Source organism: uncultured Salegentibacter sp., assembly GCF_963972535.1.
Classification (GTDB): Bacteria; Bacteroidota; Bacteroidia; order Flavobacteriales; family Flavobacteriaceae; genus Salegentibacter.
The window spans coordinates 1-12,067 of the sequence record NZ_CAXAVR010000084.1; the positions used below are offsets into that span (position 1 = coordinate 1).

The 12,067-nt window shown below is 37.6% G+C and carries 11 protein-coding genes; 5 read left to right on the forward strand and 6 right to left on the reverse strand.

All coding sequences use genetic code 11. From position 1 onward, the window contains the following. Positions 1-16: 16 nt before the first annotated feature. The 4 genes from AACZ30_RS10215 to dinB all read right to left on the reverse strand — a co-directional run bounded on the left by AACZ30_RS10215 (position 17) and on the right by dinB (position 4,931). The gene (locus tag AACZ30_RS10215; RefSeq protein ID WP_339649172.1) at positions 17-316 is read right to left on the reverse strand and encodes a HigA family addiction module antitoxin; all 300 of its coding nucleotides are present in this window, start codon (positions 314-316) and stop codon (positions 17-19) included. A gap of 19 nt (positions 317-335) precedes the next feature. Next, on the reverse strand, positions 336-617 hold the full coding sequence (locus AACZ30_RS10220; protein WP_339649174.1) for a type II toxin-antitoxin system RelE/ParE family toxin: 282 nt from the start codon (positions 615-617) through the stop codon (positions 336-338). Positions 618-741: 124 nt separating this feature from the next. Continuing rightward, positions 742-3,714, reverse strand: coding sequence for a DNA polymerase III subunit alpha (gene dnaE / locus AACZ30_RS10225; protein WP_339649176.1), 2,973 nt, complete (start codon positions 3,712-3,714; stop codon positions 742-744). Further along, positions 3,714-4,931, reverse strand: coding sequence for a DNA polymerase IV (dinB, locus tag AACZ30_RS10230; RefSeq protein ID WP_339649178.1), 1,218 nt, complete (start codon positions 4,929-4,931; stop codon positions 3,714-3,716). The genes dnaE and dinB overlap by 1 nt, the downstream gene beginning before the upstream one ends. A gap of 210 nt (positions 4,932-5,141) precedes the next feature. On the opposite strand from dinB, the gene AACZ30_RS10235 reads away from it, so the two are divergent. Together AACZ30_RS10235 and AACZ30_RS10240 are read left to right on the forward strand one after the other, a co-directional pair. Then, positions 5,142-5,693, forward strand: a complete 552-nt coding sequence (locus AACZ30_RS10235; protein ID WP_146128759.1) for a hypothetical protein — start codon at positions 5,142-5,144, stop codon at positions 5,691-5,693. Further along, a complete protein-coding gene (locus AACZ30_RS10240; RefSeq protein WP_208226124.1) occupies positions 5,693-6,112 on the forward strand; it encodes a hypothetical protein in 420 nt (139 codons plus the stop codon). The genes AACZ30_RS10235 and AACZ30_RS10240 overlap by 1 nt, the downstream gene beginning before the upstream one ends. An 18-nt stretch (positions 6,113-6,130) precedes the next feature. Here the strand turns inward: AACZ30_RS10240 and AACZ30_RS10245 are convergent, their stop codons facing one another. Further along, positions 6,131-6,823 (reverse strand): arylesterase, encoded by a 693-nt coding sequence (locus AACZ30_RS10245; RefSeq protein WP_339649180.1) that lies wholly within the window; start codon positions 6,821-6,823, stop codon positions 6,131-6,133. 73 nt (positions 6,824-6,896) lie between these two features. On the opposite strand from AACZ30_RS10245, the gene AACZ30_RS10250 reads away from it, so the two are divergent. From AACZ30_RS10250 to AACZ30_RS10260, 3 genes are all read left to right on the forward strand, one after another. Then, a complete protein-coding gene (locus AACZ30_RS10250) occupies positions 6,897-7,583 on the forward strand; it encodes an ABC transporter ATP-binding protein (protein ID WP_037315085.1) in 687 nt (228 codons plus the stop codon). 3 nt (positions 7,584-7,586) lie between these two features. Beyond that, on the forward strand, positions 7,587-10,136 hold the full coding sequence (locus tag AACZ30_RS10255) for an FtsX-like permease family protein (RefSeq protein ID WP_339649181.1): 2,550 nt from the start codon (positions 7,587-7,589) through the stop codon (positions 10,134-10,136). Positions 10,137-10,368: 232 nt separating this feature from the next. Further along, positions 10,369-10,962: a hypothetical protein gene (locus AACZ30_RS10260; RefSeq protein WP_339649183.1), complete on the forward strand. Its 594-nt coding sequence runs from the start codon at positions 10,369-10,371 to the stop codon at positions 10,960-10,962. A 13-nt stretch (positions 10,963-10,975) separates the two neighbouring features. On the opposite strand, the gene AACZ30_RS10265 is transcribed toward AACZ30_RS10260, so the two are convergent. After that, the coding region (locus tag AACZ30_RS10265; protein ID WP_339649185.1) for an MFS transporter at positions 10,976-12,067 on the reverse strand (1,092 nt) is incomplete at its 5' end.

The window sequence follows — 12,067 nt, forward strand, 5'->3', positions numbered from 1 at the left end:
TTATTTTAATAACTGGTTATGCCGCGTTATTTTTTACCGGTTTAATGCTATTAAATTCTTTTCCTTTAAGAAATTTTTCCTCTTCTAAATCATAATCATCTTGTAATCCCAACCAAAACTTAGCAGTTGTTCCAAAATATTTAGAAAGTCGAAGAGCTGTGTCAGCAGTTATCCTTCTTTTCTTTTTTATGATTTCACTTATTCTTGTCTGCGGAATAAATGTTTCTTTAGAAAGTCGGTAAGCACTGATTTCCATTGCATCTAAAAATTCTTCTTTTAAAATTTCTCCAGGATGTATATTATCTAACTTTTTCATTTTTCAATTTAATTTAAATCTAATGGTAATCAACAATTTGAATTTCAAGAGCATTATCATTCTCCCATTTAAAAATTATTCTCCATTGTTTATTGATTCTAATGCTATGAAAGCCTTCTAAATTTCCGCTCAACTTCTCCAAATGATTAGCGGGAGGAATTCTTAAGTCATTTATATTTTGAGCATTATTTATCATTCTTAATTTTCTTCGAGCTACGTTTTGAATATTAGCAGGAAGCTTTTTGGATTGAATTCCATTCCAAATTTTTGCAGCTTCTTTGTCAGCAAATGATTTTATCACATGTAATCCCGATTTCCGTTACTAACGTCAAAGATAAGTAAAATTAAAATATGAAATAGTATAAAATTATGTGGCTTAACTCCTTATATCCTGAAACAAGTCAGGATGTTGTTTAGGTTAATCTCTAAGAAAACTGATATCCAACCAACCTGGGATCGGTTAGCGTTTCCTGGCGTTGCAGCCATTGTATGCTAATAGAAATATAATCCAACTCATTATTTACCCTGCCGTAGCATTTATAAATTCCTTTGCTGCGTAACGGATATTTCTCAGCGGTAGCAGGGAATTGAACTGTATCGAAAACATCGCCCTCAGCGTCAAAAAAAGTCCCGAAATACATATATTTCCCGTTAGAAGTTCCAGTTTTTTTTGCGGTGATCAGGGCGCCATAGATCAATATTTCCTTTCCCACATACTGTTTTAGATCTTTTGCTCTTACTGATTTTTCAATGGGATTTTTAAGCAATTTAAAATGAGAACAAAGCGGAAATCCCAGCAATTCCATCTGGTCAAAAGCTTCTATTAATGCTGAATATTGAAACTGCGGAAGTTCAAAATCCCGGTGAGCGGTATTAAATAATTTTTCCTGTGTAGCTACCGGTTTGGATGCGTTCAGTTTAAAGTGAGCTTTCCATAGTAAATGATGTTTATCTGTTTGTGTGAATCTAAAAGCATCAATTTTCAGTAGAATACTTAACTGCTCTATTGAAATAGAAACCCGATCTATAAAATCATCAAAGGACTTAAAAACACCAAAAAACTGTCGATTTTCCAGGATTTGCTGTACGGTTTTAGTTTCCAATTCTTTGATATAGCCCAATCCCAAGTAGATATCTTTTCCAAAAATACTATTGGGGTGATCACTCCTATTTATGCAGGGCGGATGCACTCTCCCGCCGCATTTTCTAATTTCCTGGATATAAGTTTCTACATCATAAAATCCACCGCCGTTATTAAGCGCAGCTACCATAAATTCCAGCGGAAAATATTTCTTTAAATACAAACTTTGGTAACTTTCTACCGCATAAGAAGCCGAATGTCCCTTTGGAAATGCATACCCGGCGAAAGAGGAAATTTGTTCCCACACCTCATCAATGATCTTTTTATTATAGCCTTTTTGTTTACAGTTTTCCCTGAATTTAGCTTCAATTCTTTCCATCTGGCCTTTAGAGGTTTTTTTACCACTCATTCCCCGCCGCAGTACATCGGCATCTTCAAAACTGAGTCCGGCGAATTTATGAGCTACTTTCATCACATCTTCCTGGTAGACCATAATCCCGTAAGTATCTTCCATAATTTCGAGCATTACAGGATGGCCCTGCTTTCTTCTGGCGGGATCGCGATGCCGTTTTATATATTCTTCTTTCATCCCTCCACTGGAAATCCCAGGTCTAATTATAGAACTAGCAGCCACTAAATTCAAATAATTATCGGTTTGTAGTTTGGTGAGCAGGCCACGCATTGCGGGAGATTCTACATAAAAAACACCCATACAATCGCCGGTTTTCAGCAACTCATTAATTTGTGGATCTTCCTTAAAAACAGCAATATTTTCAATATCCTCAATTTCAGCATCGGGCTGATTTTCCCTTATAATTTCAATCGCATCGGTGATCTTCGAGAGTCCGCGTTGGGCAAGAATATCGAATTTATGAATCCCCACTTCTTCCGCAATATTCATATCTATCTGGATCGTTTCGAAACCTTTCGGCGGTAAAAAAGTGGCGGCATAATTATAAACGCTGTCATTCAGAATTAAAATTCCACCGGAATGCACGCTCAAATAATTGGGAAAACCTTCAATTAAAGCACTATAACGTAACACCAATTTCTCCAATTGATCCAGCTCATTTACACTAAAAAATCCTGCTGAAAGTTTATCGATGTTTTCTTTAGGCAAACCAAAAACCTTTCCCAGTTCCCTGGCAACAGCCCGACGTTTAAAGGTTACATAAGTTCCCATTAGGGCGGTAAATTCGTATTTATCGAAAATAAAATCAGTTACTTCATTGCGATCTTTCCAGGAGAAATCGATATCAAAATCGGGTGGAGAACTTCGGCTTTCATTAATAAAGCGTTCAAAATATAAATCCAGCTCTACGGGATCTACATTGGTAATTCCAATAATATAAGCAATAATAGAATTGGCGCCACTTCCCCGGCCGATAAACGGAAAATTCTGCGACCGGGCATAACTTACAATATCATAATTGATCAAAAAATAAGAGACAAAACCGAGTTTTATGATGGCATTCAGCTCTTTTTCTACTCGCTCCAAAACTTCTGTTTCTAACTTTGGATAACGTTTTGGCAGATTATCATCACATAATTTTCTTAAACGGGCAACATCAGCTTCAGGGCTGTCACCTGAGACCAATAAATTTCGATTTTGGGTTTTTCCGAATTTGAAATCTACCCGGCAGGCATTTACCAATTCCTGTGTGTTCTCTAAAATATAGGAGAAATCTTCAAATTCTGAAGTGATAATTTCTGAAGCTATCATCTGGTGAGAAAAAGAACCTTGCTCGCTTTCAGGAAGCTGGCTAAGTAAAATATTATTGTCTATGGCCCGCAACAATCGGTGTGCATTATAATCGCGCTTATTCCTAAAACTCACACTTTGTTGCAATACCAGCTTATCTTTAAATTCAAGGTATTTTGAGAATTTAAGCTTCCGAAGACTTTCTACTGAAACTCCAATGAATTCATTGTTCCTGAAATTCGTCTTTTTGTTCGCTAATACTTTTTCAAAAGGATAAATTATAATACAATCCGGTAATTCTGGAGCTTCAGGTTTAAAATCTTTTTTTAGATGAAGTTGCTGCGATAAATGCTCGTTTAACTGCCTGAAACCTTCATTATTTTTCGCAAGTCCTATATATTGTTGGTCGACTCCATTTCTAAAATCGATTCCTACTATTGGTTTTACATCATATTCCGAAGCGATTTTTATAAAATTTAAACAAGCCGAAGTATTATTAATATCAGTAATCGCTAGAGATTCCACTTTAAATTCCCGGGCGAGCTCACAGAGTTTTTCTACCGAAAAAGTTCCGTAGCGCAATGAATACCAGGTATGACAGTTTAAATAGATCATTATTGTTTTCTGTGCGCCAACACAATTGGCGGTTCGCCGTTAAACGGATTTCCCATTCGGCCAATGGTTTTTGTGCCCATTGTCACCGCACGCATCACGCTATGTTCTCCAAAACGCTCTTTAATTTTATCTATAGAATTATATAAATTCAGCATTTCTTCAGAGTCATCAAACAGGTTAATCTGGTAATTTCCACCTACAAGTCCGCTGAACTTTACCCCGATTAACCGAATCAACAACCGGCGGGAATAGAGTTGCTTAAAGAGGATTTCAACCTTAGGAATTAGAATATGATCGGCGCTGGTATATGAGATTTTCACTTGTTTGGAATGCGTTTGGTAATCGGAATATCTAATCTTCACACTTACCACGCTGGTTAATTTATTGCCTCGCCGCAACTGGTACGCCAGGCTCTCGGTCATAGCTACCAAAGTGGCGTGTAGGCGCACCATATCTATGGTATCGCGGCCAAAAGTACGCTCGGTAGAAATAGATTTTCTTTCGTGATATGGAATAATTGGTGTATCGTCCAGTCCGTTAGCACGTTTCCAAATAGTTCGACCGGCTTTCCCTAAAACGCTTTCCAACATTTCCACCGGCATTTCCTGTATGGTTTTTATCTCCCTAACACCTAAATTCAGCAATTTTTGAAAGGTTTTATTTCCCACCATAGGGATTTTATTTACACTTAATGGAGCAAGAAAGATTTTCTCATTTCCATGCGGAATTACAATTTCGGCATTAGGTTTGGCTTCTCCCGTAGCGATCTTGGAAACCACCTTATTTTGTGAAAGTCCGAAAGAAATTGGCAAGCCACTTTCTTTTATAATTGTCTGCCTCAACTCACTCGCAAATTGATTAATTCCGAAAAATTTATCCATTCCACTCAAATCGGCATAAAACTCATCTACACTGGCTTTTTCAAAACTGGGCACCTGGCTTTTGATGATTTCGGTCACCACGTGTGAATGTTTGGTATAAGTACTGGCATTACCTTTAATTATGGTGGCCTGCGGACAAAGCTGCCGGGCTACTTTCATTGCCATCCCCGAGTGTACTCCAAATTTTCTCGTCTCATAACTACAGGCCGCCACTACCCCACGATCTCCCATACCACCTACGATAAGCGGTTTACCATTCAATTCAGAATTTTGTTTACGTTCTACCGAAACAAAAAATGCATCGAGATCCAGGTGTAAAATAGACTTCTTCTTCATTTTTGGATTATTTCCTTTTTATAGGATATTTTCCAAAATTATAAAATATTTAAACTCAAAATTATTCTGCTTCGTTAAATTTTGAAAAGAATTTTTCAGCTCGATTATTCTGAAAAAGTCAAAATAAAAGCCCTTTTATTATTAAAATCTAACATCCTAAACTTTATAGTTTTAGTAGTTTTGCCGACTTAAAAGTACCAAGCCTGAAGTATGACGAAAATATTCAGAAGATTATCTTTCTTTATTCTAATCATGATGCAGTTTGCATTTTTGTTCGCTATATTTTTTGATAAGATGAATGCTCCCCTCGTACTTTTATTTTTGGGGATAATTTCGGTATTAATAAGTCTTGCATATTTTAAAGCGCCACGGCAAGAAGAAAGGTATTTTATAAAAGATCTTTATCTTATTCTTTTTGCGGTGACCGGTGCCCTAAGCACATTTTTTATAAATATTGAACTTAAATTTGGACCGGTACTTGCCGCCGGATTTATAGGAACCCTGGCTTCTTTTGTGCCTTCAATAAACAGAAAATCAAATCTTTTAAAAGAAGCGCCACCCGCCATTTACTGCGGTGCTTTTGTGGGAATGACTTCGGCCAGTGTAGCGCCCAATTTAAAATTTATTTTACTGGCGGGTATTATCGCAGGTAGCATTCTTATTCTTTCTAAAAATATTTTTAACGGATTTGGCGGCAAACTGGGAACTATCGCTTTTGGTAGTATTGCCATCACTTCAGCCATTTTATATACCCTGTTTTAATGGAAATAAGCATTCTTTTTCTCACCGGTATTATTTCTGCCATCCTAACTTATATAGTTAATAACAAGTACAGGCAGGGTGCTGTTCGGGCTTCAGCAAGCCTCTCGCTTTTGGTGGGTTTATTTTTCTATTCTTTTCCTGATATTTTTAATCCATACTTAACCAAAAACATCCCTATAGTTTTTATTGGCGCTACTTTTATTGGAATGGTTTCTTCAAAAATACTTCCCAGCTATTTATTGGTAGGTTTTTCAGGATTTATCTTTTCTATTATCTACCTAAATGCGAGTCCCTTTTTTAAAGGTTATGGTGGCGCTTTGGGTACTACAGCAGCGATTTCTGTATTGGTCTCTTTAAGTCTTGCTGTAGTTTCTAAGAGTGAGAAACTACCCTGGCGGAAGAAGACTAAAAAACATTAGAAAAACCTTCAGAATAAATTATTCTTTCTCTACCACATCTTCCAAAACATCCCAAACATTATCAGCTACAATTTTGTAACCTTCGGCGGTGGGATGAATGCCGTCTTGTTGATTTAATTCGGGATCTCCCGCTACGCCTTCAAGAAGGAAAGGAATGAGTTGCACATTATTTTCTTCGGCAAGTTCAGGAAAAATATTTCTAAAATCGGTGGTATATTCTTCTCCCATGTTGGGTGGAATTTGCATTCCGGCTAAAACTATTTTAGTATCGGGATTTTTCTCTTTTACAGTATCTATAATATCCTGAAGATTTCTACGAGTTTCAGCTATTGGGATTCCGCGTAAACCATCATTCGCTCCTAATTCCAATACAAAAATATCTACATCCTGATTTAACACCCAATTTATGCGATTTTTCCCACTGGCAGTTGTTTCCCCGCTTAATCCTGCATTTACTACTTCATAATAATAATTCAAAGAATCCAATCTATTCTGTATAAGTGCCGGAAAAGCTTCAGAAGTTTCTAACCCCATTCCCGCTGTAAGGCTATTTCCGAAGAAAAGAATCACGTTTTTTTCACTTACCTCCGCTTCAGTTTCGGTTTGTGTTTCTTCTTTGCTTTTTTCTTCCGATTTCTTTTCAGCATTTTCTCCGCAGGAAATCATTATAAATATTGAAAAAACAGCAAAATAATACTTCAAGTTTCTCATAGCAACGGGGTTTATAATCAAATCATTTCCTTATTTTGTCTGCATTCAAAAAAGACAATAATCAAGTAATAAGATGGCAAAGATATTAAACGTTCGCAACCTGGAGAAAAGCTATTCCAGCGGTTCTAAAAAACTTAAAGTTCTCCAGGATATTAATTTTGAAGTAGAAGAACAAAAAACCTTTGCTATTGTAGGCCCTTCTGGAAGTGGAAAAACCACGCTACTGGGACTTTGTGCGGGATTAGACAGGCCAGATTCCGGAACTATTGATTTATGCGGAAGCGAATTGAGTACGCTAGATGAAGATGAAAGAGCGTTATTGCGCAATCAACATATTGGATTTGTTTTCCAGGATTTCCAGTTGCTACCCACACTTACTGCCTTAGAAAATGTGGCTGTTCCATTAGAACTTCAGGGGAATAAAGATGCTTCTAAAATAGGAAAAGAATTATTAGAAAAAGTAGGATTAGGCGACCGTATAAATCATTATCCTTCCCAACTTTCTGGTGGAGAACAGCAACGAGTGGCGTTAGCGCGTGCTTTTTCTACGCGACCTTCGGTTTTATTTGCCGATGAACCTACCGGAAATCTCGATGCCGAAACCGGCGAAAAAGTAGAAGAATTGCTTTTCGATCTCAATAAAGAAGCAGGTACTACTTTGATTATCGTAACTCATGATATTGAATTAGCAGCAAAAACACAGCATATTCTGAAACTAAAAGGAGGAAAAATTGTTGAAAATCAAGAAACGCAAGTATAAAAGATGAACAACAATAAACCCTCTAAACCCGGTATTAACTGGCTTTTTAAAATGGCCTGGCGTGACGGGAAAGCCAGCGGTAAAAAGTTGACGCTTTTTATGGCTTCCATCGTTCTGGGAATTGCCGCGGTAGTTTCCATTCAATCTTTTGGAGAAAATCTAAAAGACAATATTTCCTTGCAATCTAAAGCGCTGATGGGCGCCGATTTTAAAATAGATAGCGACGATGCACCCAATGAACGCGTAATGCAAATTATGGATTCGCTGGGCGGGCCTGAAGCCCGGGAGATCAAATTTGCCTCGATGGCTGCTTTTCCGCAAAGCGAAGCCACAAAATTAATGCAGGTTAGAGGAATTGAAGGTGGATTTCCGTTTTACGGCGAATTGGAAACTCAGCCGGCAGAAGCTGCCGAAACATACCAGGAAAATGCTGCGGCTTTGGTTGATGCAACGGTAATGCTTCAGTTAGGGGTAAAACCCGGCGATAGCATTAAAATTGGGAAAGTTACTTTACCAATTGCCGGGGCCCTCAATAGCGTTCCCGGGAGTACGGCTATTTTTAGTTCGGTAGCGCCTCCGGTACTTATTCCATATAAGTTTATTGAAGAATCTGGCCTTGTACAAACCGGAAGCCGTATAGATTACGAATTCTATTTTACAGCCGATCCTAAAACCGATATGGAAAAGCTGGATGAAGCACTAGACCCTATCCTTGATGCTGAAGAAGCCGATATAGATACCCACACCTCTACCAGCGACCGATTGGGAAGACGCTACGAAAATTTCGGAAAATTCCTTAATCTCGTTGCGTTTATCGCGCTGCTGCTTGGTTGTGTTGGTATTGCGAGCGCCATTCAAATTTACATTAAAGAAAAATTACGAGCCGTTGCAGTTTTAAAATGTTTGGGAGCCAGCAAAAAACAAACTTTCTTAATTTACCTTATCCAGGTTGCTTTTATGGGCTTAATTGGCGGTATTTTAGGTACTGCCCTCGGTTTAATTCTTCAGCAATTATTTCCCTGGCTTTTAGAAGGCTTGTTACCGGTAGATGTTCAAATCTCTTTTTCCTTACAGGTAATTGTAATGGGAATTTTATTAGGAATTTTGATGTCGGTTTTATTCGCCCTCTACCCGTTAATCGGAACACTTTATATTTCTCCTCTACAGGCGCTACGGGTAATAAAAGAAGATTCTAAAAAATCCCGAAAGGCAATTATTTTAGTTTCATTAGGAATCTTTTTATTCATCTTTTTGTTTTCGCTTTGGCTACTGGAAGATTGGAAATATTCACTCTCATTTGTAGGCGGAATTTTAGTTACTTTTTCAATCCTGGCTGGAATAGCCTATCTATTTATGCGGGCTATTCGTAAATATTTTCCGCATAGCTGGGGTTTTGTAGCGCGGCAAAGCTTACTGAATCTTTTTAGACCACAAAATCAAACCTTAACGCTGGTACTTGCCATTGGTGTAGGAACTTTTCTTATTAGTACGCTTTATTTTAGTAAAGATTTGCTACTGGCTCAGGCTTCTATAGAATCTCAGGCCGATAGCCCCAATATGATTCTTTTAGATGTACAATCTGAACAACGTGAAGCCGTAGCACAAACAATAAAAGAAAATAATCTACCGGTTTTAAGCGATATTCCTATTGTCACTATGCGTGTACAAAATATAGCAGGAAAATCGGTTAACGAGATAAGAAATGATACTACTTCCCAAATTAATGGCTGGGTTTTAAACCACGAATTTAGAGTAACTTATCGCGATTCAATTATTGCTTCTGAATTTATTGAAAGCGGAGAATGGACCGCAGAAGGAGGAGATATTAGTCCCGTTCCTGTTTCTATAAGCGATAATTTTGCTGAAGATGCTAAAGTTAAAGTTGGAGACGAGCTTGTTTTTAACGTGCAGGGCGTTTTATTAGATGCAGTTGTGGGTAGTATTAGAACTGTAGACTGGTCTAGAATGCAACTGAATTTCTCCCTGGTTTTCCCAAAAGGTGTTTTAGAAGACGCGCCGCAATTTCACGTATTAACCACCAAAGTTCCGGGGGAAGATGCATCGGCAAAATTACAGCAGGATTTGGTGAAACAGTTTCCAAATGTTTCTATAATTGATCTTAGACAGGTTTTAAATGTTATTGAAATGCTCCTGGGAAGAATTTCCTGGATCATTAATTTTATGGCATTTTTCAGTATTTTAACGGGAGTTATTGTGCTCTTAGGAGCAATAAGAACCAGTAAATATCAACGAATTCGCGAAAGTGTGTTATTACGAACTTTGGGGGCTAAAGGCAACCAAATTCTAAATATTACTGCTTTAGAATACATTTACCTGGGAACCTTAGGCGGTTTATCTGGCGTATTACTTTCTCTAATTAGCAGTCAGTTATTGGCCTGGTTGGTTTTTGAATCGCCTTTTACCCCATCCCTTGTTCCATTTTTAGTAGTATTCCCGGGAATTGTCTTACTGGTATTGATTATTGGATTAAGCAATAGTTTAAGCGTAATACGAAAACCACCTCTGGAGGTTTTAAGAAAGGAAGTCACTTAAAATATGTAACTTTAGCTGAAAGGATTACCAAAAATTATTATTAATTATAATTTTTGACTTTTTAAAAAGTATTCTCATCTTAGGTTGAATCGTCACCCTGTCCCGAAGTTTCGGGATGGTTTCAGGGTCTAAGCTAAATTAAAATACTTTTCATCCTGAATGCTGAAATAAGTTCAGCATGATGTATCCTGGAAGTAGCAGTTTAAACAATATGAAATAAAATAAATTTAAAATGAAAAATGCAATTTATAGCTTAATGATTCTGGCTTTTAGTTTTAACGGAATAGCCCAGGAAGAATATTTATCTGAAGAAATTCAAATAAAAATGGCCAGTATGGCTGCGCCGGAAGAAGACAGGGATGCAGTAACTGTGTATGGTTATGATCGTGAGGGGAAACCGGTTTTATTAAAAGAAGGCACCAATAACCTGGTTTGTATTGCAGACGATCCTAATATGAATGGAGTTTCGGTAAGTTGTTATAATAAAAAACTTGAGCCTTTTATGTCTCGCGGCAGGGAATTAAAAGCTGAAGGTAAAGATATGATGGATACTCGTGCAGTGCGCCAGCAGGAAGTAGAAAGCGGAAAATTAAAAATGCCCGATGCCCCGAGTATGACCTATATTCTTTCTGGAAAAGAAGCAAATTTAAATCGTGAGACCGGGGAACTTAAAGATGCAAAACTGCGTTATGTGATTTATATGCCTTATGCTACTACCGAGGAAACAGGACTTCCAGATAAACCTCACACTCCCGGAATGCCCTGGTTAATGGATCCCGGTACGCACCGCGCCCATATTATGATTACCCCGGCAGATAAGGATTAGGCATTTATTGAAATTATTCCTGAATATTTTCTTCTTTCTGCTTAAAAAACAGCTGCGAAATAGGAATAAGCATTAAAGCCGAAATAAAGAAAAGGATAAAAGATACTTTCAAATTAAATAAATGCGCTAAATAACCAACCAGTGGTGGGCCTAAAAGCATTCCCACTATGGCATAGGTGGTAATTATTGAAATAGCCATTCCCGGCGAATATTTTTTAGAGGAACCGGCGAGAAGAAAAGTCATGGGAATTATTGCGGCCACTCCAATACCTACCAGGCAAAAACCTATTAATGCAGGCCAGAAATAAGGGAAAACAATCATTAGTAAAACCCCTAAACATACCAGGGAAGCACTTATGATATAATTCTTTTCCATTCCTATTTTTTCCACAATTCTATCTGAAAAGAAACGGGAAAGGGCCATAAAAATCATAAATATTAAGTAGCCCAGTGTAAAAACATCTTCGTTCACCACTTCTTTAAAATAAACTCCGCTCCAGTCGAACATTCCGCCTTCGGTAATTGCTGCAAGAAAAACAAGAAAACCAAGATACATGGTAGGTTTATCAGGTTTTCCAAAGCGAAGCTTATTCCCCTGGGTAGAACGATCCTTTTTCAGCAAAAATGAGAAAGCAAGAAAAGCTAAAATAAAAGTAAAACCAGCAACCGCCGGTAAATGCTGATAAATAGGAATATCAAATTTAATTAGCAAAGTTGAAAAAGCTACGCCCAGGAGACCGCCGGTACTCCAAAGGCCGTGAAAGGATCCAATAATTTTTTTAGGAAATGCTTTTTGTAAGGTTAAAGACTGGGTATTCATAGCGATATTAAAAATTCGCATAGAAAATGCAAAGCAAAATATTCCTATAATTAATAACAAAAGGCTGTCGGCTATTCCTATAATACTAAGGGAGACGGCAAGTATAACAAAAGAAACGATTAACGGATACCTGCTTTCAAAACGGGAAACCAACCAGCCAGAAACCGGAAGCCCAATTAAAGAACTCACCGGCATTACCATAAGTAGGTTTCCTATTTCGGCTTCATTTAAATCGAAGGCCATTTTAATAGTAGGAATTCGGGAAGCCCAGGTAGAAAAGCAAAA